The organism is Rhizobium sp. SRI_017 (assembly GCF_057586295.1).
In genome coordinates this window covers 569,511-595,192 of sequence record NZ_JBYCZP010000001.1, presented here as the reverse complement: position 1 = coordinate 595,192, position 25,682 = coordinate 569,511, and the positions used below count along the sequence as shown (strand labels likewise).

Sequence of the window (25,682 nt, the reverse complement as noted above, 5' to 3'; positions counted from 1 at the left end):
TCAGAGCTTTCCGAGCATCTCTTCTTCGGGATAACAGGTCGGCTTCATGCCGTTTTTCTCCTGCCAGCGCCCGATCGAGCGGCGGGTCTTGTAGCCCGGCAGGCCGTCGATCTTGCCGACATCGTGGCCCATCTTGTTGAGCCGCTTCTGCATCTTCTCGACATCCGAGCGGTACATGTGTCCGACCTTGCCCCACTTGCCCTTGAAGGCACCGGAATCATTGGCGATCCGGTCGGCGAGATTGCCGATGAACAGCGCATAGAGATCGGAATTGTTATACTCCTTGAGCACGTAGAAATTCGGCGTGACGATGAACTCGGGGCCATGCCGACCGGCCGGCACGATCATCATGCCGCTGGCCTTGAGCTCGCCCTTCGGAAAATCCTTGCCCGAGATCCTTGCTATGCCGAGCGAAGCCCAATGGGCGATCGGCTGGGCCAGATCCGGCCCTTCCTGGGCGCAGGTGACCTCGCCGGGAATGCTGACCTCGTAGCCCCAGCTGCGGCCCTTCTGCCAGCCCTTGGCGACCAGATAATTGGCGATCGATCCGAGCGCGTCGGGCACCGAATTCCAGATATCCTTGTCGCCGTCGCCGTCGAAATCGACGGCATATTTGAGATAGCTCGACGGCATGAATTGCGGCTGGCCCATCGCGCCTGCCCAGGAGCCCTTCATTCGCTTGGGATCGATGCCCTGCTCGACCATCAAGAGAGCCGCCACGAGTTCCTTCATGAAGAGCTCCTTGCGGTCACCCATGAAGGCCATGGTGGCCAGCACATCCATCTCGGACGCCGTGATCTTGGCGCGGCCATAACCGGTCTCGCGGCCCCAGATGGCGAGCACGATCTCGCCGGGAACGCCGAATTTCTTCTCGATCTGCTTGAGCAGATTGGCGTGAGACGATGCATAGGACCGGCCGGACGCGGCGAGACCCGCCAGGCGTTTCTCGTCGAAATAGGGACCCGGCGAGGCGAATTCGGCCTGGTTCTGCTTGCGCTTCGCTTTGGGCTTCTCGCCAGGCGGCGTGAGATCCGGGAGCTTCCAGTTGATCTTCACACCAGCAAAGGCGCGGTCGAAAGACTTGCGCGACACGCCATTGGCTTGAGCCGCTGGCCAGGCATCGCTTTCGATCCAGGCAGCGAACTGCTTTTCGACCCTTGCCTGGTTGGCGGCGAAGGCGGGGAGGGTGGCGAGCGAGAGCAGCAGCGCAAGAAGTGCTACGATGAATGCGCGAGAACCCCCCTCTGTCCTGCCGGACATCTCCCCCTCAAGGGGGGAGATTCGATGGAGCGATGCCCCGCGGACATCTATTGTCGAATGCTCAGAAGGCGCCGCCGGGTTGGGGCAATAGAAGAGCCTTTTCCGAATCTCCCCCCGTGAGGGGGAGATGCCCGGCAGGGCAGAGGGGGGTGAGCTCCGCATGAGTACTCCCAATCTAGATCAACGTGCGCGATCGAAGTGCCGCCGTCAGCGTGCCTTCGTCGAGATAATCCAGTTCGCCGCCAACAGGCACGCCATGGGCGAGGCGGGTTATCTTCACGTCGAGCCCGGTCAGCTGGCTGGTGATGTAGTGTGCTGTGGTCTGTCCCTCGACGGTGGCATTGACCGCGATGATGATTTCCTTGACGCCACCCTTCATCACCCGGTCGATCAGCCCGCGGATATTGAGATCGTCAGGCCCGACGCCGTCGAGCGGCGACAGCGTGCCGCCGAGCACGTGATAGGCCGCATTCATCGCGCCGGCGCGCTCCAGCGCCCAGAGGTCCGAGACATCCTCGACGACGATGATCATCGAATGGTCGCGCCGCTCGTCGGTGCAGACCGTGCAGGGATCGATCGTATCGACATTGCCGCAGCAGGAGCAGATCCGCACCTTCTGATGCGCCTCTGCCATTGCGCCTGCGAGAGGCCCAAGAAGCTGGTCTTTCTTCTTGACGAGATGCAGTGCCGCACGCCGCGCCGACCGCGGCCCGAGCCCCGGAACCTTCGCCAGCAACTGGATGAGCTTTTCGATTTCCGGTCCGGTGACTCGCTTTGCCATGGATGGGTTCTAGCCGATATCAGATGTGCATGTGAATGCTTTATCGAGGGGATTTCCCGCGTGCACATTCCATACAGAAACTGACGCCAAACTATGGCGGCTACTTCGCCGCCACCGCAGCGGCCGCACCCGCCATCAGTCCGGCACTTGTCCGGTTTGCGATCCTGACCGCCCGCGGGCTCCTCAGAAATTGCCGCGCCTTGGCCGCAAACAGCACCCAGGCGAGGTCAACCATGACAAGAACGGCCAGCATCACCACGACCAGTTCGGCCCAGCCGGTGAGCGTCACGACATTGAGATCGATGATGGTCGGCAACAGCGCGACATAGAACATCATGATCTTCGGGTTGCCGAGCGTCACGGTCAGGCCGGCGAAGAAGAGTTTGCCTGCGGAGCTCGCCTCGGGCAGCGCCTCGCCCTCGGTATCAACAGGCGCCGTCCACATCTTCCACGCGAGATAGAGCAAATAGGCGACCCCGATCCATTTGATCGCGACGAAGAGGTAGTGGAAGCTTTCGGCAATGGCGGCGAGGCCGAGAACGGCGAGCGAGAGCCAGACGGCTTCGCCGACCCACATAGCCGAGAGGAACGGAAAGACATCGCGCGGGCCGCGCGTCAGCACACGTGCGATCAGCGCGGCGATGCTCGGGCCTGGTGAGCCGGCCGCCACGAGCAGGGCGCCGGCGAAGATGGCCAGCGAAGCGAGGGTCATGTCATCCTCCCCAAATTTTCCTGCCGGATGAAACGCAAATTTCCAGCCTTGGCAAGCGCTATTCTCGGTCAGGCATGTTTCGCCTCGACGCCGTCTCGACCAGCACGCGGGCGGCCTTGGCGGCGGAGAGCATATAGCCGGTGTCGCGATGGAGCATCACGACGGCGAAGGAACCATCAACCAGAAGAATGATCTGGCTGGCGAGCGCCTCGGGTGCTGCGATGCCGTCGGCCGCGAAGCATTCGCCCAGCCATTGCTCGATCTTCCTCTTGTGCGCCGCCCCGCGGACAATGGCCGGATGTCCGGGCAGGTTTGCAAGTTCTGCCGAGGTACGCAGAAAGCCGCAGCCGCGCCATTTCGGATGCGACGCCATTTTCTCGAGGTTCTCGAAGATGGCGGCGATCTTCTCGGCTGTGCTGCCATCCTTGTCGTCGAACCATTTCCTGTAGGCGTCGAGATTGGGCTGGTCGCGATAGGCGAGGTAAGCCTCGATCAGGTCGTCCTTGCTCTTGAAGTGATAGTAGAGCGAGCGCTTGGTGATGCCGGCTTCCGCGGCCACGGCATCGACGCTCACGGCGCGGATGCCCTCGCGATAGAACAGTTTGTTGGCAGCGGCGACGATGCGTTCTCGGGTCGAGAGAGGTTCCATGGCAACAATGTATACCGCCTAGTGAGTATACACAATCTCGGCATTCGACGAACCTCGCGAAAATTCTTGCGAGGCCGACATGCTGAAGACTCCAATCGAGATTGCCTGTGCCGATGGCATCGTACTCAAAGGGCACCATTGGTGCGCGGCACGGCCGGACGTCGAGGGCATCGTCGTGATCAATCCGGCAACGGGCGTGAGGGCAGATTACTATCACCACTATGCCCGTTTCCTGTCCGCGCATGGCTTCGAGGTCATCACCTTCGACTATCGCGGGATCGGGCTTTCACGACCCGAGCGGCTGATGCGATGCGGCTGGGATTGGCGGCAATGGGGCGAGCGCGATGTCGAAGCGGTGATCGCGCTGGCATTAACGTCAGGCCTGCCGGTCTCGATCGTCGGTCACAGCATCGGCGGAGTCCTGGCGGGTTATGCTCCCAACGCGGGGAAGCTCAGCCGCATGATGACAATGGGTGCGCAATATGCCTGGTGGCGGGATTATCCGGCGGACCAGAGGCGGCGCATGTTCCTGAAATGGCATCTGCTGATGCCTGCTCTCACTGCCTGCATAGGTCACTTCCCCGGCCGCCGGCTGAACTGGCTCGAGGATCTGCCCGACGGCGTTGCCTATCAATGGGGCCGGGGTGGGAGTGAATTGGAGGCGCGGCTCGATCCCGACGCCCGCGCTCTAATCCACAGCCGGTTTGCCGCGGTCTCTGCACCGATTCTGGCGATCGGCGTCACCGACGATCCTTTCGGCACCAGCGCCGCGATCTCACGCGCTCATGGATATTATGTGGGCGCCGAACTGACCAAAGTCATGCTGGCGCCCGGCGATCTTGCGCTGGAAAGCATAGGCCATTTCGACCTCTTCCATGCCCGTCACGCGATGGGCTTCTGGCTCGACACGCTGCTCTGGCTGCGCGACGGGTTCAATCCGTGGCCGGGGAGACGCTTCGATTAGAACGGGAACTTCATGCCCGGCGGCAGCGGCAGGCCGGCCGTGACCGAGGCCATCTTTTCGGCAGCCTGTGCTTCACCCTTGTCCTTGGCGGCCTTGTGGGCCGCGACGATCAGGTCTTCGAGGATTTCGACGTCGTCCTCCTTGAACATCGACGGGTCGATCTTGATGCCGGTCATCTGGCCTTTGCCATCGAGCGTAACGGTCACCATGCCGCCGCCGGCCGTGCCTTCGATCGAGAGGCTGGCGATCTCCGCCTGCACCTTCTCCATCTTGGCCTGCATTTCCTTGACTTTGCCCATCATGCCCATGAGGTCTTTCATCGGGATCTCCTATTCATTGTCATCGGGAAGCTCGGGCTCTGGGGCCGTCTCCGCTTCCTCGTCCAGATCGGCTTGATTGACGCGAACGTCGGTGATGCGTGCGCCGGGAAAGCGCGAAAGGATGGCGGCAACATCGGGGTCGGAGCGGGCGTCGGTCAGCCGTTCGTCGCGCTGCTTGGCTTCCTGCTCGACCAGCGTCAGCCCGCCCGGTCCGGAGACGACGCTGACATTCCAGTGAATGCCCGTCCATTCCTTGAGGCGGACGAAGAGGTCGTTGGCGATCGATTTCGGCGCATCGGGTGACAGCGCGATCTCAAGCTTGCCTTGCTCCATCCGCACCGGCCGCACGAATTGCCGCAGCTGCGCCTTGAGCTTCATGTCGCGGTTCTCGCCGGCCATGTTGGCGATGTCGGCGAGCGACTTGAGATGAACCTTTGGTTCGGGCCTCTCTTCGATCTTCGGCGCCGGCGGCGCTTCGAGCCGCGTCTCCGGCACGCTCCGCGGTACCGTTGTCAGCATCGCGGTCGCTCCGCCGGAGGAACTGCGCGCCATGGTCTCGGTCGGTCGGGCTTCGGCCAACGCGTGGCCGTCGAAAGAAGCGCTGGAACCATTGCCGTTGCCGTTCGCGCGCGATGATGGGGCTGCGGCGGGTGCGTCGCCTGATAACAGACCCGCGATGCGCCGCGCGGCATCCTCTGGCGCGGGCAGGTTGCCGGCATGGGCGAGGCGGATGATCACCATCTCGGCGGCGCCGAGCGGGCGCGACGAATTTTCGGTCTCGGGAATGCCCTTGAGCAGCATCTGCCAGATGCGCGATAGCGTCGTCACGGCGATGGCACCGGCGAATTCAGTGCCTTCGCGGCGCTCGATTTCGCTGAGCGAGGCATCCTCGGCCGCGTCGGGAATGAATTTCAGCCGGGTCACGAGATGGGTGAAATCGGCAAGGTCGGTCAGCATGGCGACCGGATTGGCGCCGGCCTCATACTGTGTGTTGAATTCTCGAAGCGCCGCCGCGACGTCGCCCCTCACAATCTCGCGGAACAGATCGACGATGCGGGCGCGGTCGGCAAGGCCGAGCATGGCGCGCACGGCTGCCGTCTCGACATGGCCGGAGCCATGGGCGATGGCTTGGTCGAGCAGGGAGAGGCCGTCACGCGCTGACCCCTCGGCTGCGCGAGCGATCAGTGCCAATGCGTCCTGCTCTGCTTCGATACCTTCCTTTTCAGCGATTGTACCAAAGAGACGCGTAAGGTCAGCCGCCGGGATACGCCGTAGATCGAAGCGCTGGCAGCGGGACAGAATTGTGACGGGAACCTTGCGGATCTCGGTCGTGGCGAAGATGAATTTCACATGCTCTGGCGGCTCTTCGAGCGTCTTCAGCAGCCCGTTGAAGGCCGCAGTCGACAGCATGTGCACTTCGTCGATGATATAGACCTTATACCGGGCATCCGTTGAAGGGCGGAGTTGGGCTCTCGCGATGAGGTCTCTGATATCGTCAATACCGGTATTTGACGCGGCGTCCATTTCTACGACGTCAAGGTGCTCGCCGTTGATGATCTTCTGGCAATGGAACCCCAACACCTTCATATCAATGGTCGGCTTGTCGATCGTATCGGTCTTGTAATTGAGCGCGCGGGCGAGGATGCGGGCGGTCGTGGTCTTGCCGACACCGCGGACACCGGTCAGCATATAGGCCTGGGCGATGCGGCCGCTCTCGAAGGCGTTGGTGAGGGTCTTCACCATCGCTTCCTGGCCGACCATCAGGTCGGAAAAATCCTTGGGGCGATATTTCCGCGCAAGCACGCGATAGCCGGTCTTCTGGCCGTCCTGCCCAGAGGTGTTTTGCCCAGCGATGTCGTCGCCTGCTGCCATCGGTTCCTGCTGCGGTTCGATTCCCTCAAGCCAAGGTTAGCCGCATCGGGCGGAAATGAGAATTCCGCCGATCGATGAACCCGGCATTGTGGTAGAGGGTGGGAGGCCAGCACGATGACCCGTACCGGTCTCGTTGGGGCTGCTTCCTTCCGGACCTGACCCGATTGGCGAGTGGCGCGTCCACCACCAGCCTCCCGGCTTCCATATCGTCAATATCGCTTTCGATTGCAAGCCAAACCTGAAATTATCTGTTAGATCATCAATCAAACAAAAGACAGGGGAGGCGAGGCTTGGCGGCTTTCGAGCTCAATGAGAGACTGCGCGGCGATAGTGAATTCGTGGTGACGCTCGGCCTCTGCCAGATGCGTCTCATGGACGACCGCCGCTGGCCCTGGCTCGTTCTCGTGCCGCAACGACCCGGAATCGAAGAGCTTTTCGAACTGAAGCCACTCGACCAGGCGCTCCTCACTTTCGAGACCAATCTCGCCGCCGAGGCCTTGAACAAAGTCACCGACGCCACCAAAATCAATGTCGGTGCGCTCGGCAATATCGTCCGGCAACTGCATGTCCATGTCATTGCGCGCCACGAAAACGACCCGAATTGGCCGGGGCCCGTCTGGGGTTTCGGTACGCGTGAGCCCTATGGCGCCGACGAGAAGACGGCGCTGATCGACAAGATTTTGAAGGCGATCTAGAGGAAATTTCTGCCGATGCCCAAGACGACGATGTTCGATGTCCTGTCGCCGCATCCCGAGCCGTCGAGCCTTGTGGCCTTCGCCGGCAATCGCATCGACAGGCAGTCCGAGAACCGGCCGGACGATTGCGTCGAGCAGGCATTGAAGAGCGAGAATGTCCATCTCTTCGCCTTCGCCCGCGGCAGGCTTGTGCTCAAGCATGAAGAGCAGGTTCTCGATCCGCTCTTCGCGCCTTTCGAACTGATGGATCTGGAGCCGGATTGGGAGAACGCCATCCTACTCGGTTATGAAAAGACCGGTGAGCCACGCGTCGCGGTTCCGGTCGGCATCGACCCCGATGCAGCAGCCGACCATCTGAAATTCGCCGACGGCCGCACGTTGATGCGGGAGGAACTGATCGGCGAGAATCTGCTCGGCGAATTCGCCCAGGCATCGAGCCTGCTGACGTGGAATCGCGCCACTCAGCACTGCGGCCGTTGCGGCGCCGAAACGCGCATGGAAGCCGGGGGTTATCGCCGCCGCTGCACGTCCTGCGACACACAGTATTTTCCGCGCACCGATCCCGTCGTGATCATGTTGACGGTCGATGCCGAGGGTGACCGGGCCCTGCTCGGCCGCTCGCCGCATTTCAATCCCGGCATGTATTCCTGCCTGGCCGGCTTCCTCGAGCCCGGGGAAACGATAGAGCAGGCGGTGCGACGCGAGACGTTCGAAGAGTCGGGCATCGAGGTCGGAGCGGTGCGCTACCATGCCTCGCAGCCCTGGCCAATGCCGCATTCGCTGATGATCGGCTGCTACGGCCATGCCGACAGCTTCGACATAAAGCGCGACGAGACCGAGCTAGAGGATTGTCGCTGGTTCAGCCGCGATGATGTGCGAAAGATGATCGCGGGGACGCATGAAGAAGAAATCAATATACCGGTCAGTGGGGCGATCGCCTATAGATTGATCCAGGATTGGGTCGATTGGCCGGAATGGGAGGACAAGCGGTGAGCGAATTGGAAAAAGAGCGCGAAGCAAGGCTGGAGATCCTCAAGAAGCAAGAGAGCCAGGCGCAGTTTCAGGGCTTCTCCGAGGAGATCGCTTTCGATTTCGGCTCGGTTGTCTATAGCATCGCTCGCAGCAAGCGCTCGCCTGTCGTGGTCAATATCCGCACATCCGATCGCGCGCTGTTCCACGCCGCCATGCCCGGTGCCACGCCCGACAACGATGAATGGGTCCGCCGCAAGAGCAATGTCGTGCTACGCTATCACATCTCGTCGCTGCAGTTCGGCGACACGCTGGCACTGAAGGGCCGCGATATCAATCCGGACATGGGTATCGACCTGTTCAATTACGGTGCGCATGGCGGCAGCTTCCCGATCCGGGTCAAGAAGGCGGGTGTTGTCGCCGCCGTTACCGTTTCCGGCCTGCCGCAGCTCGACGACCACCGGATGATCGTCGAGGCGCTGGATCAATATCTCAAGGTCGAATTGCCGAAGTTCTGAACTCTTTCGCCACGATCCTGTTAACAGGACCGTCTACACAGCAACCTGGAATCAGCATCAGCAAGGAGGACGACCATGAAAAGACGTGCAACCGCCATGTGGCAGGGCACCCTCACCGAGGGCACCGGCAATCTCACTTCGCAAAGCGGCGCGATTTCAAAGCTGCCCTATTCGTTCAAAGGCCGCTTCCAGGACGAGTCCGGCCAATCGGGCACCAATCCGGAAGAACTGATCGCCGCCGCCCATGCCGGCTGCTTCGCCATGCAGCTTTCGCATTTCCTCGCCGAGAACGGCACGCCGGCCACCAACCTGGATGCCACGGCGACGGTTGAACTCGATATGAGCGGCGGCGGCGCCACGATCAAGAGCAGCACGATCGAACTCGTCGGCACTGTACCTGGCATCGACGAAGCCAAGTTCAAGGAACTCGCGGACAAGGCCAAGGCTGGTTGCCCGGTTTCACGCGCGCTCGGCGCGATCGAGGTTTCACTCAACGCCCGCCTCGGCTAGCTTGCATGGGTGCTGCCGGTTACCGGCGGCACCTCTCCTTCGGGAACCTTTGCCCAGAACCGCCGTTCTTCGCTTGAACCCAAGAGGAGACCGGACCATGACCAGTCCTGCAAAGCTCGAAGAAAAGTTCTGGTTCGCGCTCAAGGACGACATGACCGTCATGCTCGGCCTGAACGGCGTCGAGGACAACCACGCGCGGCCGATGACGGCACAGTTCGAAGGCCGCTCGGGACCGATTTGGTTCTTCACGTCGAAAGAGGCGGCAATCTATCAGAAGGTTACCGCCAACCAGCGCGCCACCTTCACCTTTGCCTCGAAAGGCAATAGCCTGTTTGCCACAGTGCATGGACGCCTCAGCGTTGATAACGACCGCAGCGTGGTTGACCGCCTTTGGAACCGGTTCATTGCAGCCTGGTTCGAAGGAGGCAAGGATGACCCCAAACTGGGGCTTTTACGGTTTGACACGGAGCGTGCCGAGATCTGGGAAGACGAGTGGAGTCTCGTCGCCGGCATCAAGCTCCTGATAGGGGTCGATCCGAAGAAGGATTACAAGGACAAGGTAGCGGAAGTCGCGCTCTGACGCGGTGCTAGTGCAGGCGCTTGCTCCAGTCGGCAACCGCCTCAGCCATGGATTTCATGTGATCGGCATGGGAGAAGCCTGAGACAGCCTTGCGCGGCTTGAGGTCATGGTCTCCATCCTCGAGCCAGCGGATTTTGATGCTCTTCGACAGCGTGTAGGCCGATACTTCGTCTTTACTTCCGAAGATGTCGCGCGTGCCCTGGCAGATGAGGGCAGGTGTCTCCAGTTTTTCGAGATGCGCGGTGCGCAAGCTCTCCGGCTTGCCCGGCGGATGGAAGGGATAGCCGAGGCAGAATAGCCCGGACACCCGGCCAGCGGCGCGTTCCTCGTCGGCAATCATGCTCGCAACCCGGCCGCCCATCGATTTGCCGCCAATGATCAGTTTCGTCTTGGTCTTCAATTCGCTGATCGCTGCCCGGAATTCATCTTTCAGCAGCTCGGCCTTGGGTGGCGGTTTCCGCGTCTCCGAGGATCGCCGCGCGGCCATATAGCCGAACTCGAAGCGAGCGACCCGAAAACTCTCCTTCGCCAGCGCGGAGCTCGCCATCGTCATCGCCGCCGAATCCATGGCCGCACCAGCACCATGGGCGAGCAGGATCATGAAGTCGGCTTTGTCCGGGCCGTCGAACAGGAACATGTCATCGCCTCGCAAAATATCATCGATCCGTCATAGCGGATTCTCGCTCATTCGGAAGTGTCGCGCATTCGACATTCGGCCGTCATCCGGCGGGGCTATTTTGACTCGTCTTTCGGGGTGGTGGTATCATGACGCTGCCGGCCCGAACCTTTGGCTGCTCCTGAAAGAGCATGCGTGGCCGGAAGATCATGGGAGGAAATCCATGAACCGCAATATCGTCATCGTCGTCATCGTCGTCCTGCTGGCAATCCTGGCCTATTATTTCTGGGCTGGCCGAGGCACAGCGCCTGTACCGGCAACCACGACCACCACGCCAGCCGATACGACGCAGCCTGCGACGACGCAGTAAGCGCCAGCCGGCAAGCGACGTCTCTCGCCCAAGCGAGCCCGACTTCCGGGCTGTTGCAGCATGGCTGCGGCTGTGGGGCACGTTGCCCCAGGTCGTTCTATTTCGTCTTTTCCGTTGCTCAAATCAATAATCCTGATATTGACCAGAGATTATGATAATTTGAGACGCCTATGCCGCAGAACTTCCTTGTCATCGATCCGGAGACCGATTTCGTTGTTTTGAGAGGCCTCGCATCACCGGTGCGCGTCGCCATGCTGGCGCTGCTGCATGAGAAGGGGCCGATGAATGTCAATGATATCGCCGCCCACCTCGCACTGCCGCAGTCCACTGTTTCGACAAATATCCAGGTGCTCGAAGAGGCGCGGCTGATCCGGACGGAGAACCAGAAGGCGCGCAAGGGCAGCCAGAAGTTCTGCCATCCGGTGGCCGAGGAAATATTGGTTGTCTTCAAGAGCGCCTACAAGGCGGTCAAGAACGACGCGATCGAAGTCTCGATGCCGATCGGGCTCTATACGAGCTACGAAGTCACGGCGCCCTGCGGCCTCTGCACTACGGATGGCATCATCGGCCTGCTCGACGTGCCGAACTCCTTTCTTGACCCGGACCGCATGAAAGCAGGTCTGTTGTGGTTCACCCGTGGCTATGTCGAGTATCAGTTTCCCAACAACGCCAAGCTCGCAAATGCCGAAATCAGCGAGATCGAGGTGGTGATGGAACTGAGCTCGGAAGTGCCGGGCACCAGTGCCGACTGGCCGTCCGATATCACACTCACCGTCAATGGCGTCGACGTTGGCACCTGGACTTCGCCCGGCGATTTCGGCGACAAGCGTGGCGTCTTCACCCCGGCCTGGTGGAAGCTCAAGGGTTCGCAATATGGCAAGCTGAAGAACTGGCGGATCGCAGTCGACGGCACTTATGTCGATGGACTCAGGATTTCCTCGGTGAATCTGAGCGAGCTCGATCTCAAGAGCCACCACTCGATCCGCGTGCGCATCGGCGTCAAGCAAGACGCCAAGCATCCGGGCGGTATCAACATATTCGGCAAGGGGTTCGGCAATTATGACCAGGACATTCTGCTGAGAATAAAAACCTCTTAGTATCCGATAATCTGATTTGAATTATTTCGACTTTAATTCAGTCCCTTGGCGCGACGGTGGCCATTTAGGGACCATTTATCATACTTGTACGTCGCCGGCGGGTTGACGGGGACCAAATCTTCCGCATTAATATCGCACAAGATGATGTAAATCATCATTTATGATATTGATTGGGAGGAATGCATGAAGGCGAGCGTTACGGCGCATGCGCGCTATACAATTGCAGATATCGACAAGCGCCTTTACGGCTCCTTCCTCGAGCATCTCGGGCGTGCGGTCTATACGGGCATCTATGAACCCGGCCATCCCTCGGCCGACGCGAACGGCATGCGTGGCGACGTCCTGGATCTCGTTCGGGAACTGAACACCCCTGTCTGCCGCTATCCTGGCGGCAACTTCGTTTCCGCCTACAATTGGGAAGATGGAATCGGCCCTCAGGATCTGCGCCCGACGCGGCTTGATCTTGCCTGGCGCACGTCGGAATCGAACCATGTCGGCATCCATGAGTTTGCGACATGGGCTGAGGCGGCCAACACGGAAATGATGCTGGCGGTCAATCTCGGCTCGCGTGGCCTGGATTCGGCCCGCAGCTTCGTCGAATATACCAACCATCCGGGTGGAACCTACTGGTCGGATCTTCGCAAGAAGAACGGCCGGGCGGAGCCTTGGGATGTCAGGCTCTGGTGCCTTGGCAACGAGATGGATGGCCCCTGGCAGGTCGGTCACAAGACCGCCGCCGAATATGGCCATCTGGCCAACGAGACCGCCAAGGCTATGCGTGCCTTCGACGACAAGCTCGAACTCATCGTCTGCGGCTCGTCGCATTCGGAAATGCCGACCTATCCGCAATGGGAAGCGACAGTTCTGGAGGAGACCTACGACCAGGTCGACTACATCTCGCTTCATATGTATTTCGAGAACTACGAGAAGAACACCGCCGAATTCCTGGCATTGCCGGAGAAACTCGACTGCTATATCGGCACCGTTGGCGGCGTGATCGACTACGTCAAGGCAAAGAAGCGTTCCAAGAAGGACGTCAAGATTTCCTTCGACGAGTGGAACGTCTGGTATCACGAGCGCCGCAACGATTCCAAGCGCATGAAGGAATGGGACTGGCCGCATGCGCCGGTTCTGCTGGAAGACATCTACAATTTCGAGGATGTGCTGCAGGTCGGCTGCATCCTCAACACCTTCATCCGCCGGTCCGATGTTGTGCGCATTGCCTGTATCGCGCAATTGGTCAACGTCATCGCCCCGATCATGACGGCACCGGGTGGCGCCGCCTGGCGGCAGACGATCTACTACCCCTTCAAGTTCGCCTCGCTTCACGGCCATGGCACGGCGCTTCATCTCGACGTGACCTGCCCTAACTATGTGTCGAATGTGTCGCCCAACGTGTCCTATCTCGACATTGCGGGCGTGCATGATGGCGATGCCGGGACCCTTACCTTCTTCGCAGTCAACCGGCATGGCAGTGAGCCGATGGCGGTCGACATCTCGCTCGAAGGGTTCGGAGCGGCCAAGTCGGTTGAGCATACCCTGATCAAACACACGGACTTGGAGGCCAAGAACACCGAGGAGAACCCGGACAATGTGAAACCGGTCAGCACGTCTGACGCGGTCCTCAGCCAGAATGCGGTGCAGGTAACCGTGCCGCCCTATTCCTACTCGATGATCAGAGTACGCTTGTAGATCAATATCCGCGTTGCGGCGGGAGGCCGCATAACAGATGGGAGGAGAATACACATGCCGAGATTTATGACTTTGGCGAAGTGCATGGCTTTGGCTGCGGGGTTGTTTGCATCCGCCGCGCATGCCGAGGAAACCGTCGTATGGTGGGACTTCCTCGGCGGTGGTGACGGCGTCCGGATGAAGCAGTTGCTGTCCGATTTCAACGCCGCCCACCAGGGCAAGATCAAGGTCGATGCCACGACCTTGGAATGGGGAACGCCGTTCTACGCCAAGGTGCAGACCTCGGCCGCCGTCGGCGAAGCCCCTGACATGATGACCTATCATGCCAGCCGACTGCCGCTGGCGGTTAAGCAAGGCGTCGTCCAGGAGATCACGGCCGATGACTGGAAGACGATGGGCATCACCAAGGACGATTATGCTACCGCAACATGGGACGCTGTAACGGTCGACGGCAAGCAATATGCCGTGCCGTTTGATACCCATCCGATCGTGCTCTATTACAACAAGGATATCCTCAAGAAGGCAGGATTGCTCACCGACGATGGCAAGCCGAAGGGCTTGGAATCGCGTCAAGCCTTCACTGATACGCTGAAGGCATTGAAGGCGGCCGGCGTCAAATTCCCGCTCGGCTCGGTGACCGCCGACGGCAACTTCATGTTCCGCACTGTCTATTCGCTGATGGGCCAGCAGGACGGCGAACTGATGACCGACGGCAAGTTCCTCGTCGGCGACAATGCAAAGAAACTCGAAAACGCGTTGGCTGTTTTGCAGGAATGGACCAAGGAAGGTTTGCAGTCGACCTACACCGACTATCCCGCGACCGTCGCGCTCTTCACCTCCGGCGAAGCGGCGATGATGATCAACGGCGTCTGGGAAGTTCCCACGATGACCGACCTCAAGAAGGACGGCAAGCTGTTCGAATGGGGTGCCGTGGAACTGCCCGTCATCTTCAACCATCCCTCGACCTACGCGGATAGCCATACCTTCGCCATTCCCGCCAACAAGGGCAAGGACATGACGCCGGAGAAGCGCGCAGCTGTGCTGGAGGTCATCACCTGGATGGAGAAGAACTCGCTCTTCTGGGCGACGGCGGGTCATATACCGGCCTATGGGCCGGTGACCGCGACGGCTGAGTATAAGGCAATGCAGCCGAATGCCACCTATTCGGTGTTGACCGCCAACATGATCTTCGATCCAAAGTCGCCGCTTGCGGGCATTGCCGGTCCGATGTTCGATGTGATGTCGAATTTCTTCGTCCCGACCCTCAACGGTGAAATGGAGCCGGCCAAGGCTGTCGAGGAAATCAAGGCCGGATTGGACGACCTCTGACGAGACTGCCGGGCCATCGCGAGATGGCCCGGCCTGAACACGTGAATGCCGGGAGACCATAGGCCATGCTCAGGAACAGACAGAGCGAAGCTCTCGTCGCATTCGTCCTCATCGCGCCCTTCGTCGTCATCTACGGGCTGGTCTTCATCTACCCGACGATCAAGCTCTTCCTGATCAGTTTCACTGACGCACCCCTCATCGGTAGTGGCACTTACGTCGGTGTCGATAATTACACGCGCCTCGTGGGCGACCGGAAGTTCGACACCTCGTTCTGGAACACGGCTTATTTCGTCCTGCTGACCGTGGTGCCCGGCACCTTGGCAGCCTTCGCCATCGCGCTCGGCGTCAATCGCCTTACCGGCCGGCTACAGGCGCTGGTCCTGTCGCTGTTCTTCCTGCCCTATATTCTGCCTGTCTCCGTCGTCTACTATATCTGGGACTGGACGCTGAACCTTCAGTTCGGCGTGGTGATGCACGTCTTCGATATGTTCGGCATTCCCCGCGTACCGGTCTTCAAATCGACGACATGGTTCATGCCCGCCGTGGCGGTCGTGACGATCTGGTGGACCGCGGGGTTTTCCATCCTGCTTTTCCTGGCCGGCCTGCGCGCGATACCGGTTGAAATCTATGAAGCCGCGGCGCTCGACAACGCCGGCATCTGGTCGACCTTCCGACGGATTACGTGGCCTTTGATGTGGCCGATCACGGCGCTGGTGCTAACAATCCAGCTGATCCTGCAATTAAAGATCTTCGATCAGGTCTATCTGTTCTCGGTTGGCGGCAGGGTGAACGACAATCTTGTTCTCGTCTATTACATCTTCCAGCGCGCCTTCCAATCCGACCAGGGCGGACGCGCGGCGGCGATCGCGGTCGTGCTGTTCTTCATCGTGATCATTGTCTCGGTGGTCAATTTTCAGCTGACCCGGCTCTCGGGAGGGCGCGACCGATGAACGCCGTCACCGCCCGCCGCCTCAACGTCGCCGGCTTCATTATTACACTCCTCACGGTCATCTGCGCCGTGCTCTGGGCGTTCCCGCTTTATTGGGGTGTCATCTCCTCACTGAAACCCGAGGACGAAGTGATCCGGCCCTATGTCGAGCTCTGGCCGGATACGCTCACTTTCTCGCATTATGTCTTCGCTCTAACCCAGACCGAGATCGGCCGCTGGTACATAAATTCAGTCGTGGTGGCATTAGCGGTGACGATCCTGACTGTGAGTTCGTCGCTCCTCTGCGGCTATGCGATCTCGCAGCTCCGGTTCCCGTTCCGCAATGCGCTCTGGTGGCTTATCCTCGCGAGTTTCATGGTTCCGCTGCAAACCTTGATCGTCAACCATTTCGAACTGGTCGCCAGTCTTGGCCTGCTCAACACGTGGGCGGGCATCGTGCTGCCGCAGCTCATCCATCCCGTCATCATCATCGTCTACAAGCAGTTCTTCGACAGTGTGCCGAAGGATTTCAGGGAGGCGGCCGTGATGGATAACGCGTCGGAATGGCGCATCCTGACACGGGTCTATATCCCGATGAACTGGGGCGTGACGGCGGCGCTGTCGATCGTCTGCTTCATTTGGGCCTGGAATGCATTCCTCTGGCCGTTCCTGGCCGTCACCAAGACAAGTATGATGACCATCACCGTCGGCATCACCCAGGTGAATGACGCCTTCGGCCTTTCCTATGCGCGACAGCTCGCTGCCGCCGTGCTGGCCGGCATGCCGGTCGCGTTAGCCTACTTGATTTTCCAACGACGGGTGACGCAGGCGATCACGCTTTCGGCGGGCATCAAAGGCTAAGACCGATCGACATCAAGCTGATGCAGGCCGGCAAAATGGCGGCTTTCTGGGTTCCCGGTGCTCACATACCTCAAGTACGATCCGCTCCGGTTTCCGAGGTCACTATTCTCGCCGCTGCCTGAGCTGAATGTCGATCGGGCCTAAGCCATGGACTGCGCGTGATAGGCCTTGCCCTCGCTATCGAAAAGATGGACCGCCGATGTGTCGAAGCGGAGCGTTACGATATCTCCGGTCTGGACTGTCGAGCGGCCATCATCCTGCGCGATCAGTTCGGAGTCGTCCTCCAGCGTGCAATAGACCAGCGTCCGCTCACCCAACCGCTCGACCACGCCTGCTTTCGCCTTGGCGGTCGCCACTCCGCTGGCCTCTGCTGACACGACACGAACCGCCTCGGGCCGGATGCCGAGCTCATAGGTACCGGGGCCTGGATTGGCGATATCGATCTCGAATGGATTGCTGCCCGCAACTTTCACGCTCGCCCTTCCGGTGCCCGAGACTTCGGCCTTAAGGAAATTCATTCCGGGGCTGCCGACGAAGCCCGCGACAAACCGGGACGCAGGCCGGAGATAGACTTCCATCGGCGTTCCGATCTGCTCGATCCTGCAATTGTTCAGCACCACAATGCGATCGGCAAGCGTCATCGCTTCGGTCTGGTCATGGGTGACATAGATCATCGTCGCCTTCATGCGAAGATGAAGCTGGGCGAGCTCGACCCGTGTACGCACGCGAAGCGCCGCATCGAGGTTGGACAGAGGCTCGTCGAACAGGAACGCCTTCGGTTCCTTGACGATGGCGCGACCGATTGCGACACGTTGGCGCTGGCCGCCGGAAAGCTGTGCCGGGCGGCGCTTCAGCAATGGTTCCATTTCCAGCATGCGGGCGGCTTCGTTGACGCGGCTGTCGATATCCTTCTCCGCCATCCCGATATTGCGGAGCCCGAACGCCATATTCTCCTGCACGGTCATGTGCGGATAAAGCGCGTAGTTCTGGAACACCATGGCGACATTGCGCTGGCCCGGTGCGAGATTTTCGCTTCGCGTGCCGTCGATGGTCAGCGAGCCGCCATCGATCGTCTCCAGGCCGGCGATCATGCGCAGAAGCGTCGATTTTCCGGAACCCGATGGGCCGAGAAACACCATCAATTCACCGGGATTTACGGCAAGCGAAATGTCATCGATGACATTGACGCTGCCGAAACTCTTCGACACGTTGCTGAGCGTGATCTCCGCCATGCAAATTCCTCCCGAAACTTTTCAGATCATCTTTCCAGATACATATCATAAGTCAAGATATTAACTCGATTGTTGGCGTGCGAGCATGGTCGGAAAGGGCGGCGTGTTGCTGCAACTTATGCTGGGAACCGAGCCAGGCCGCCCAGAAGATAGACGGTAGCGCCCCTACCTCAATCGTTCTCCGCTCTCGCGAAAAAAGCGACGCCTGCCCCTGGGGGTGGTCAATTGGATCCTCGAACCATTCTCGACGTCGTCGCCTTCCCGGCGTTCGACAATCAGGCCCTGGCCATCATCAAGCGTGCAATAGAGAAACTGTGTCGATCCGAGATATTCGGCAAAGTCGACGCGTGCGCCGAAGCTGTCGTCACCGCTCGCGCTGAGCTCGATATGCTCGGGCCGCATTCCAAAGATCAACCCGTCGCCCGCAGCAAGCAGAGCATCGGTCGGCAATCCCGACAGCGTGGCACCGGCAAGCTTGACCGTGCCATCCCCGTCCTTCGTTGCCTGAAGCAGGTTCATGCGCGGAGAGCCGATGAAGCCGGCGACGAAGACATTGTCGGGGTCTTCATAGACCTTGCGCGGCGTGCCCACCTGCTCGACGCGACCATCTCGCAACACGACGATCTTGTCGGCCAGCGTCATCGCCTCGGTCTGGTCGTGGGTGACATAGATCATCGTATTGCCGAGCTGGCGGTGCAGCCGGGCGATCTCGATGCGCATCGACACGCGCAGTTCGGCGTCGAGATTGGACAGCGGCTCGTCGAACAGGAACACATCCGGTTCACGCACGATCGCCCGGCCGATCGCGACGCGCTGGCGCTGGCCGCCGGACAATTGCCCGGGTCGGCGATCGAGCAGCGGATCGATCTTGAGAATGCCGGAGGCATGCGCCACGCGGCGCTCGATTTCGACCTGCGGTGTATTCGCCATCTTCAGGCCGAAGGCGAGGTTGTCGCGCACGCTCATGTGCGGATAGAGCGCATAGGACTGGAAGACCATGGCGATGCCGCGATCGGACGGGTCGAGATCCGTAACATCCCGGCCCTTGATCTCGATCTCGCCCTCGGTCACGTCCTCTAGCCCGGCGATCATGCGCAGCAGGGTCGATTTTCCGCAGCCGGACGGGCCGACGAAGACGACGAACTCGCCCTCGCCGACGGTCAGATCGATGCCATGGATGACCTCAAGGCTGCCGTAACTCTTGCGCACGTCGCGGAGCGCAACACTCGTGCTGTTCATCCCGTTCGCCATCAGCATGAACCTATTTCTCCGACTGAAGCCAGACCAGCATTTCGCCCGGTTCGCGGTTATCCCAGAGATGATAGGGCACAAAGCGCGCCTTGGCAGCCTCTCTCTTCGCCGGCTCCTTGCGATAGAGCGATTTGCCCCAATCGACGGTGTCTTCCCTAATGACATCGAGATCGACGGCGACCGCGCCATTGAGATTGTCGATCACGGCAGTCTCGGCGGTCGGCAGTTCCTTGGGCAGGACGATGGCGTTGAGATACGGTCCGTTGTCTGTCGTCTCGACGCAATAGACCAGCGGTCCGCGCATCAGCGCCACGCGGCCGGCATCCTGCCGCACCCGGGGATTGGCGAATTGCGGGCGGAGCGCGAGCGGCAGGATCAGCGCGACGCGGTCGCCGTCATGCCATTCGCGCTCGATGCGGGCGTAGCCGTCGACCGCATTGGCATCGAGGTCGATCATTGTGCCGTTGACGCTGAGCGTCGCACCTTCGGCCCATTCGGGGATGCGCACCGAAAGGCCGAAGCGGGCAGGCGCCGCGAGTTCGGCGGTGAATGCGATCGTGCCTTCCCAGGGGTAGTTGGTGATCTGCTTTAGCGTCACCTTGGAGCCGTTGGCCAGTTCGCAGCGCAACGTGCTTTCGCCAAAGAGGTGAACGGCAATTTCGTCGTCCGAAGCGGCATACATGTAGGAGCCGATCGATGTGACGAGGCGCGAGATATTCGGCGGGCAGCAGGGGCAATGGTGCCAGACCCAGCGATGATGCTTGCCGGCACTTTCGAGCGGGTTGTCATAGAAGAATGTCTTGCCGTCGGTGGAAAGGCCCGGCAGCGCGCCATTATAGAGCGCCTGCTCCATGACATCGGCATAGCGCCGGTCCGGGCCGCGTCCGAGCATCCGGTTCGCCCAGAATACGAGCCCGACCGAGGCGCATGTCTCGGCATAGGCCGTTTCGTTCGGCAGGTCGAAATAGTCGGTGAAGCCCTCGTTGCTCGCCGAGGGCCCGATACCGCCGGTGATGTACATCTGCTTGGTGACGACATCGTCCCACAGCGCTTCGAGCGCCGTCGTCAAGCTGTCATCCTTGTATTCGGTGGCGATGTCGGCCATGCCAGAATAAAGATACATGGCACGCACCGCGTGTCCCACGACCTTGCGCTGGTCGCGCACTGGCTGGTGCGCCTGGCCATATTCGTAGGTCCGTTGATGGAAGTCCGCCGGATCGCGGCCGTCGCGGATTGCCTCGGCGGTGAAGAAATGCGGCTCGGTTCCGCGCTCGTCGACGAAGAATTTCGACAGTTCGAGATACTTCTTCTCGCCGGTCACGCGGGCGAGCTTGACCAGCGCCAGCTCGATCTCCTCATGGCCGCAATAGCCTGCCATCTGCCCCTCGCCATGGCCGAAGATCGAGATCATGTAATCGACATAGCGGCACATGATGTCGAGCAGCTTGCGCTTGCCGGTCGCCTGGTAATAGGCGACGGCGGCCTCGATCAGATGGCCGGCGCAGTAGAGTTCGTGATGGTCGCGCAGATTGGTCCAGCGCCGGTCGGGCTGCACGCGCTGAAACCAGGCGTTCAGATAACCATCATCGCCCTGCAGCTTCTCATACATGTCGATGATCGCATCGGCGCGGGCTTCGAGATGAAGATTGGGCTTGCGGTACAGCGAGTAGGCGATGGTCTCGATCGACTTGCCGAGATCGGAATCCCAGAACATCTGCGTCGACCCGCCCCAGGGGCTGATCGGGATGACGATGCCAGGGCTCGGCTGACTGACGTCGATCGCCTTGATCATGCCGGCCTTCTCGCAACGGTCGAGCAGGATCTCGGCCGTGGAATCGCTGACGGCATCCTGCCATTTGCCCCAGAACCCGCCGACATCGACATCGGGAACGGCGACGGGGCGGAACTGGCGGTCTCTCTTGTTCATGTCGGCACTCACTTTCATCGATATCATTTCACCGCGCCGGCCATCAGCCCGCGCATGTAGTAGCGTTGCAAAAGAAGGAAGACGAAGAGGCAGGGCACGACCATGACGGCGACGCCGGCCTGCACGGCGCCCCAGTTGATGGCGCCAAGGCGCCCGGCACGTACGGCGGTCATCAGCACCGGCAGCGTAAAGTTCTCATTGGTCGACAACAGGATCAGGGCCGCGAAGAACTCGTTCCAGGCATTGAGGAAGGCAAAGATCGCCACCGTCGCCACGCCGGGCATGACGAGCGGGAGCAGCACGCGGACGAGCATCTTGAGGTCGCGTGCGCCATCGATGCGTGCCGCTTCCTCGATCTCTTTCGGCACGGCGTCGAAGGCGTTGCGCATCATGAAGACCGAGAAGGGAAGCTGCAGCGTCACATAGACCAGCATCAGCCCGAACAGCGAATTGTTGAGCCCGAGCTTGGCGAGGATGATGAACAGCGGCGTCAGAATCGACTGGAACGGGATCATCAGCGTCGCGATGATCAGCACAAAGAACACGTTCTTGAACGGGAACTTGTAGCGCGAGAAGCCGTAGCCCGCGAGCACGCTGACGGCGACGGTCAGCAGCACCGTGCCGATCGAGACCACCAGCGAATTGACCGTGTGCTGCCACACGCCCGAGCCGAAGCCATCGAGCGCCCGATAGGCATCGAAGCTGACGCCCGAACGCGGCCAGGGCGGCAGCGGCGGCGAGCCAGATTCACTGTTCGGCCTGAAGGATGAGATCAGGGTGATAACAAAGGGCGCGAGGAAGAAGAAGCAAACGCCGATCCCCACGCCGTGATAGGCGATCTTGTCCCAGAGCGCCTTGCGCGCCCGTATTTCCCGCCGTGTCCTCATGGCTGGTCCTCCCTGACGCGAAGCAGCCAGAGCTGTACGATCGAGAGCGCCACGAGAATGGCGAGCAGCACGATCGAAAGTGCTGCGCCATAGCCGAGATTGAAGGACACGAAGGACTGGATGAAGATGTAGTAGACAACGGAGATCATCTTGTTCTGTGGTCCGCCCGAGGTCATGATGTAGAACTGGTCGAAGGCGAGGATCGAGCCGGTCACCGAGAGGATCAGCGCCAGCGCCAGCGTCCGCCGCATCAGCGGCAATGTCAGATAGCGGAACCGCTGCCAGCGCCGCGCGCCATCGATCCTTGCCGCCTCCGTCAATTCCGTGGGAATGGCCTGCAGGCCGGTGAGCAGGATGATCATGGTAAACCCTGCAATCTTCCAGACCACCATGACAATGATCGTCAGGAAGGCCGTGTCGAACTTGGCGAGCAGATTGATCCGTCCTGTCGTCAGCCCCAGCATCTGGAACAGCGGTCCGAACAGGCCGCTATCGACATTGGCGAGCCACACCCAGAGCAGCGAAGCCGACGCCAGGCCGACGACGACGGGCAGGAAGATGATGGTTCGGTAAGCGGAGATGAACGGTCTCTGCTTTTCGACGAAGATCGCCAAGGGAAAGGCGACGACGAAGATCGCGATGGTCACGACGATGGTGTAATAGGCGGTGAAGCCAAGCGCCGAGAAAAATCTGCTATCAACAAGCATGCGGGTATAGTTCGAGCCCCAATTGAAAGCAGGTGTACCGAGCAGCGGCCACTTGTGCAGGCTCATCCACACGGTGAAGATCACCGGGGCGACGAAGAAGATCACCACCAGCACCATGGCCGGCGCGATGTAGAGAATGCCGCGCCAGCCGGAGCTGCGGCGAGGGCGGCGGGTGGCACGCGCTTGAATCTCTGCCAATATCGTCATGAGAGTTCGACCATTTCAACGGCTGCCGACCGGTGGACGCGGTTCCCCCTCATCCGACCCTTCGGGCCACCTTCTCCCCGCTGGGGAGAAGAGATCCAAGACGTCGCGTCCGACGCAAGAGCCGATACGTCGCCGCTCATGGAGAAGCGGTGCGGCGTGCTCCCTCTCCTCCCCAGCGGGGAGAAGGTGGCCCAAAGGGCCGGATGAGGGGGGCTGCAACGGTTCAGCATATGCAAGTCCAAATGATTGGAGATGGATTGCCGGGAGGTGAACCTCCCGGCAGCATTGCGTCACCTACTGCGCCGCATCGATGATCGACTGCATCTCGCTCTGCGCATTCGAAAACGCGCCATCGACGTCATCGCCATAGATCGCGGCATTGATAAAGGTCGCCCAGGGGCCGTTCGACGAATTGATCAGGTCGTTGAACTGCAGCGTATAGGGCGTCTTGGCAACGGCGATCGCGTCGATGCCGACCTTGAGACGCGGGTCGAGACCTTCGAGGACTTCGTTGGCGATGTCGCCGCGTGTCGGCAGACTGCCATACTTGGCCAGGATCTTCTGTCCCTCGAGCGAATAGGTATATTCGAGGAATTTCTTGACCGACTCGAGCTTCGGCGTGCCCTTGGTCACGACAAAATTGTCGCCGCCGGCGAAAGACGAGGTCTTGCCGTCGACGCTGGGGATCAGCGTCACGCCGAAATTGATCTCCGGATGCTGGGTTACCAGCGTGCCGATGGCAAAGGCACCGAGGCTCTGCTGGCCGATCTTGCCATTGGTGAAGGACAGGAAGTTGGCGCCGTTGTCGCTCTGCGAGCCAGCGGGCACCGTGTCCTTGGCGACAAGGTTGCGGTAGATCTCGATTGCCTTGCGCATCTGCGGCGTGTCGAGTGTCGCCGTCTTGCTGTCCTCCGACAGGATGTCCGCGCCCGCACCCCAGACGAGCGGCGTAAACGTGAAGATCATGCAGCCACCGCAGCCGCCGCCCGAGAAGTAGAAGCCATAGGTGTCACCGCCCAGCGCGCGGATCTTTTCGGCATTCGCTGTGATCTCGTCCCAGGTGGTCGGCGCCTTTTCAGGATCGAGGCCGGCCTTCTTGTAGAGGTCCTTGTTCCAGGCGAAGATCGACGTTTCGACCGACAGCGGCATGCCATAGACCTTGCCATCATAGGTGCCTAGCTTGACATGCGACGGTGAGAGCGAATTGAAATAGGGCAGGGCCTTTGCCCAGTCGCTCAGGTCTTCAAGCTGGCCGGCGGCCGCGAAGGCCGGGTTGTAGATCAGGTCGAGCGAGAGCGCGTCCGGCGCCTGGCCGCCGGCGATCGCGGTCGCATATTTCTGCACCAGTTCGGCGAAGGGCACTTCGGTCATCTCGACCGTGTCGCCGCCCTTGGCATTATAGGCCTTGACGACTTCCTTGAAGGAATCGCCGATACCCGACCGCACCCACATGGTGACTGTCTCGGCCGAAGCCGTCGACACCATGAGCGCAGAGATCAGGGCCGTTGCGGCCATCAATTTCCTAAGCATTGTCACTCCTCCCAAATGCGGACCCGCTCCTCCGGGTCCAATTTCTAGATCAGGTCTGCCGGCTGTCGCCGCCACAGGATTTCCGGACGACGAGCCTGCAGGGCAACCGCCGCACGCCGGGCTCGACCGCCGTGCCTTCGGCCAGCGCGAGCACCATCAGCCCGGCCTCGCGGCCGAGATTCTTCAAATTCATGTCGACGGTGGTGAGCGGCGGCCGCGTCTGCTCCGCCATGATCTCCCAATTGTCGAAACCGATGACCGAGACGTCCTTTGGCACATCGACATGACGCTCGCGCAAAGCATCGACCACGCCGCGCGCGATCTGGTCATTGCCGCAGAAGATGCCGTCCGGCAGAGCGCCACCCGCTTTCCAGATCCTATCGATCGCTTCGTGGCCCCAGTCCTCCGACCATGAGCCATGCAGCACCGGGGCATCCTTGCCGGCAGTGCCACGAAATGCATCGGCGCGCTCGCCGACCGAGGCAAAACTTTCCGGCCCGGTAACATGCACGAGCCGCTTGCGTCCGATCTCCCGCAGCCATTGCGTCGCCAGCGTCGCGCCGTGGCCGTCGTCGGAGGTGAAGGTCACGCTATCGTCGGCGCCCCTGGTGAAGGCATAGACGACGGGCACCGGCAGGCCAGCGAGATCGACCGGGAGAGATTTGTCGATCCGCTTGCCTGTCGCGATGATGCCATCCACCTGTTTGTCCAGCATGGCATCGACATGGATCTTGGCGAGCGCGGGGTCATCCTCGATCGCGCAGAGGAAGACCGATACCCCGTGATCGACCAACGCCTCGGATATCCCGGCCATGACCGGCAACGTGAAGCGGCCGTAAGTGTCGTTGGTCAGGAGCCCGACGGTGAAGCTGCGATTGGAGAGCAGGCCGCGCGCCAGTGCATTGGGCCGGAAGCCGATCTCGCGGGCGATCCGCTTGACCCGTTCACGCGTCGCATCGGCCATGCGGCCATTGTCGTTGAGCGCCTTCGACACGGTCGAAACGCTGACGCCAGCGGCCCTTGCGAGGTCGTGGATCGTGATGCGACTGCCCTTCAAGCGCTGAGCGTTCAGAATGGCCTCCCTTCCATTGTTGACGTGAGAAAACCTTTTCTCTTATCCAGTGTCAATATGAGAAAACGTTTTCTCATATGATTTTTCCATTGACCACTCAGAGACGCCTGCTCGTTGAAGAGGCCATTGATTGGACAAGAGAGTTG

At 60.5% G+C, this 25,682-nt stretch carries 26 protein-coding genes and 1 other RNA gene; 12 read left to right on the top strand and 15 right to left on the bottom strand.

Annotated features, from left to right (window positions below; all coding sequences use genetic code 11):
- The 4 genes from AC2YI2_RS02890 to AC2YI2_RS02875 form a co-directional block, all read right to left on the bottom strand.
- Window positions 1-1,260, bottom strand: a complete 1,260-nt coding sequence (locus AC2YI2_RS02890) for a lytic murein transglycosylase (RefSeq protein ID WP_487384907.1) — start codon at window positions 1,258-1,260, stop codon at window positions 1-3.
- Between the two features lie 175 nt (window positions 1,261-1,435).
- Window positions 1,436-2,041 carry a recombination mediator RecR gene (gene recR, locus AC2YI2_RS02885; protein WP_487384906.1) on the bottom strand — a complete coding sequence of 202 codons (606 nt, stop codon included), beginning with the start codon at window positions 2,039-2,041 and terminating at the stop codon, window positions 1,436-1,438.
- A 100-nt stretch (window positions 2,042-2,141) separates the two neighbouring features.
- Complete coding sequence (locus AC2YI2_RS02880; RefSeq protein WP_487384905.1) at window positions 2,142-2,753, bottom strand: LysE family translocator; 612 nt, start codon at window positions 2,751-2,753, stop codon at window positions 2,142-2,144.
- A 58-nt stretch (window positions 2,754-2,811) separates the two neighbouring features.
- Window positions 2,812-3,402, bottom strand: coding sequence for a TetR/AcrR family transcriptional regulator (locus tag AC2YI2_RS02875; protein WP_487384904.1), 591 nt, complete (start codon window positions 3,400-3,402; stop codon window positions 2,812-2,814).
- Window positions 3,403-3,481: 79 nt separating this feature from the next.
- Between AC2YI2_RS02875 and AC2YI2_RS02870 the strand changes: the two genes are divergently transcribed.
- On the top strand, window positions 3,482-4,366 hold the full coding sequence (locus AC2YI2_RS02870; RefSeq protein ID WP_487384903.1) for an alpha/beta hydrolase family protein: 885 nt from the start codon (window positions 3,482-3,484) through the stop codon (window positions 4,364-4,366).
- On the opposite strand, the gene AC2YI2_RS02865 is transcribed toward AC2YI2_RS02870, so the two are convergent.
- The 3 genes from AC2YI2_RS02865 to ffs all read right to left on the bottom strand — a co-directional run bounded on the left by AC2YI2_RS02865 (window position 4,363) and on the right by ffs (window position 6,753).
- Entirely contained in the window at window positions 4,363-4,686 is a 324-nt protein-coding gene (locus AC2YI2_RS02865) for a YbaB/EbfC family nucleoid-associated protein (protein WP_487384902.1), read from the bottom strand. The two genes, AC2YI2_RS02870 and AC2YI2_RS02865, sit on opposite strands and share 4 nt — an antisense overlap.
- 9 nt (window positions 4,687-4,695) lie before the next feature.
- A complete protein-coding gene (locus AC2YI2_RS02860; protein ID WP_487384901.1) occupies window positions 4,696-6,558 on the bottom strand; it encodes a DNA polymerase III subunit gamma/tau in 1,863 nt (620 codons plus the stop codon).
- 98 nt (window positions 6,559-6,656) lie between these two features.
- Window positions 6,657-6,753, bottom strand: an RNA gene (gene ffs, locus AC2YI2_RS02855) — signal recognition particle sRNA small type.
- Between the two features lie 95 nt (window positions 6,754-6,848).
- On the opposite strand from ffs, the gene AC2YI2_RS02850 reads away from it, so the two are divergent.
- From AC2YI2_RS02850 to AC2YI2_RS02830, 5 genes are all read left to right on the top strand, one after another.
- Window positions 6,849-7,253 (top strand): HIT domain-containing protein, encoded by a 405-nt coding sequence (locus AC2YI2_RS02850; RefSeq protein ID WP_487384900.1) that lies wholly within the window; start codon window positions 6,849-6,851, stop codon window positions 7,251-7,253.
- A gap of 15 nt (window positions 7,254-7,268) precedes the next feature.
- A complete protein-coding gene (nudC, locus tag AC2YI2_RS02845) occupies window positions 7,269-8,246 on the top strand; it encodes an NAD(+) diphosphatase (protein WP_487384899.1) in 978 nt (325 codons plus the stop codon).
- Window positions 8,243-8,740 (top strand): heme-degrading domain-containing protein, encoded by a 498-nt coding sequence (locus tag AC2YI2_RS02840; protein ID WP_487384898.1) that lies wholly within the window; start codon window positions 8,243-8,245, stop codon window positions 8,738-8,740. The genes nudC and AC2YI2_RS02840 overlap by 4 nt, the downstream gene beginning before the upstream one ends.
- Window positions 8,741-8,815: 75 nt before the next feature.
- The gene (locus tag AC2YI2_RS02835) at window positions 8,816-9,250 is read left to right on the top strand and encodes an OsmC family protein (protein WP_487384897.1); all 435 of its coding nucleotides are present in this window, start codon (window positions 8,816-8,818) and stop codon (window positions 9,248-9,250) included.
- 97 nt (window positions 9,251-9,347) lie between these two features.
- Window positions 9,348-9,830 carry a pyridoxamine 5'-phosphate oxidase family protein gene (locus AC2YI2_RS02830; RefSeq protein ID WP_487384896.1) on the top strand — a complete coding sequence of 161 codons (483 nt, stop codon included), beginning with the start codon at window positions 9,348-9,350 and terminating at the stop codon, window positions 9,828-9,830.
- A 7-nt stretch (window positions 9,831-9,837) separates the two neighbouring features.
- On the opposite strand, the gene AC2YI2_RS02825 is transcribed toward AC2YI2_RS02830, so the two are convergent.
- Window positions 9,838-10,467 carry an alpha/beta hydrolase family protein gene (locus AC2YI2_RS02825; RefSeq protein ID WP_487384895.1) on the bottom strand — a complete coding sequence of 210 codons (630 nt, stop codon included), beginning with the start codon at window positions 10,465-10,467 and terminating at the stop codon, window positions 9,838-9,840.
- A 202-nt stretch (window positions 10,468-10,669) separates the two neighbouring features.
- On the opposite strand from AC2YI2_RS02825, the gene AC2YI2_RS02820 reads away from it, so the two are divergent.
- The 6 genes from AC2YI2_RS02820 to AC2YI2_RS02795 all read left to right on the top strand — a co-directional run bounded on the left by AC2YI2_RS02820 (window position 10,670) and on the right by AC2YI2_RS02795 (window position 16,723).
- Window positions 10,670-10,816 (top strand): hypothetical protein, encoded by a 147-nt coding sequence (locus tag AC2YI2_RS02820; RefSeq protein WP_487384894.1) that lies wholly within the window; start codon window positions 10,670-10,672, stop codon window positions 10,814-10,816.
- Between the two features lie 170 nt (window positions 10,817-10,986).
- Window positions 10,987-11,913, top strand: coding sequence for an ArsR/SmtB family transcription factor (locus AC2YI2_RS02815; RefSeq protein WP_487384893.1), 927 nt, complete (start codon window positions 10,987-10,989; stop codon window positions 11,911-11,913).
- A gap of 183 nt (window positions 11,914-12,096) precedes the next feature.
- Window positions 12,097-13,605, top strand: coding sequence for an arabinosylfuranosidase ArfA (arfA, locus tag AC2YI2_RS02810; protein WP_487384892.1), 1,509 nt, complete (start codon window positions 12,097-12,099; stop codon window positions 13,603-13,605).
- 54 nt (window positions 13,606-13,659) lie between these two features.
- On the top strand, window positions 13,660-14,934 hold the full coding sequence (locus AC2YI2_RS02805) for an extracellular solute-binding protein (protein WP_487384891.1): 1,275 nt from the start codon (window positions 13,660-13,662) through the stop codon (window positions 14,932-14,934).
- A 65-nt stretch (window positions 14,935-14,999) separates the two neighbouring features.
- Entirely contained in the window at window positions 15,000-15,884 is an 885-nt protein-coding gene (locus tag AC2YI2_RS02800; protein WP_487384890.1) for a carbohydrate ABC transporter permease, read from the top strand.
- The gene (locus AC2YI2_RS02795) at window positions 15,881-16,723 is read left to right on the top strand and encodes a carbohydrate ABC transporter permease (RefSeq protein ID WP_487384889.1); all 843 of its coding nucleotides are present in this window, start codon (window positions 15,881-15,883) and stop codon (window positions 16,721-16,723) included. Before AC2YI2_RS02800 ends, AC2YI2_RS02795 begins: the two co-directional genes overlap by 4 nt.
- Window positions 16,724-16,863: 140 nt before the next feature.
- On the opposite strand, the gene AC2YI2_RS02790 is transcribed toward AC2YI2_RS02795, so the two are convergent.
- The 7 genes from AC2YI2_RS02790 to AC2YI2_RS02760 all read right to left on the bottom strand — a co-directional run bounded on the left by AC2YI2_RS02790 (window position 16,864) and on the right by AC2YI2_RS02760 (window position 25,521).
- Complete coding sequence (locus tag AC2YI2_RS02790) at window positions 16,864-17,955, bottom strand: ABC transporter ATP-binding protein (protein ID WP_487384888.1); 1,092 nt, start codon at window positions 17,953-17,955, stop codon at window positions 16,864-16,866.
- A gap of 165 nt (window positions 17,956-18,120) precedes the next feature.
- Complete coding sequence (locus AC2YI2_RS02785) at window positions 18,121-19,206, bottom strand: ABC transporter ATP-binding protein (protein WP_487385282.1); 1,086 nt, start codon at window positions 19,204-19,206, stop codon at window positions 18,121-18,123.
- A gap of 10 nt (window positions 19,207-19,216) precedes the next feature.
- A complete protein-coding gene (locus AC2YI2_RS02780) occupies window positions 19,217-21,133 on the bottom strand; it encodes a glycoside hydrolase family 127 protein (protein ID WP_487384887.1) in 1,917 nt (638 codons plus the stop codon).
- 23 nt (window positions 21,134-21,156) lie between these two features.
- Entirely contained in the window at window positions 21,157-22,020 is an 864-nt protein-coding gene (locus tag AC2YI2_RS02775) for a carbohydrate ABC transporter permease (RefSeq protein WP_487384886.1), read from the bottom strand.
- Window positions 22,017-22,934, bottom strand: a complete 918-nt coding sequence (locus AC2YI2_RS02770; protein WP_487384885.1) for a carbohydrate ABC transporter permease — start codon at window positions 22,932-22,934, stop codon at window positions 22,017-22,019. The genes AC2YI2_RS02775 and AC2YI2_RS02770 overlap by 4 nt, the downstream gene beginning before the upstream one ends.
- Before the next feature lie 294 nt (window positions 22,935-23,228).
- A complete protein-coding gene (locus AC2YI2_RS02765) occupies window positions 23,229-24,464 on the bottom strand; it encodes an ABC transporter substrate-binding protein (RefSeq protein WP_487384884.1) in 1,236 nt (411 codons plus the stop codon).
- A 49-nt stretch (window positions 24,465-24,513) separates the two neighbouring features.
- Complete coding sequence (locus AC2YI2_RS02760) at window positions 24,514-25,521, bottom strand: LacI family DNA-binding transcriptional regulator (RefSeq protein ID WP_487384883.1); 1,008 nt, start codon at window positions 25,519-25,521, stop codon at window positions 24,514-24,516.
- Window positions 25,522-25,682 lie beyond the last annotated feature (161 nt).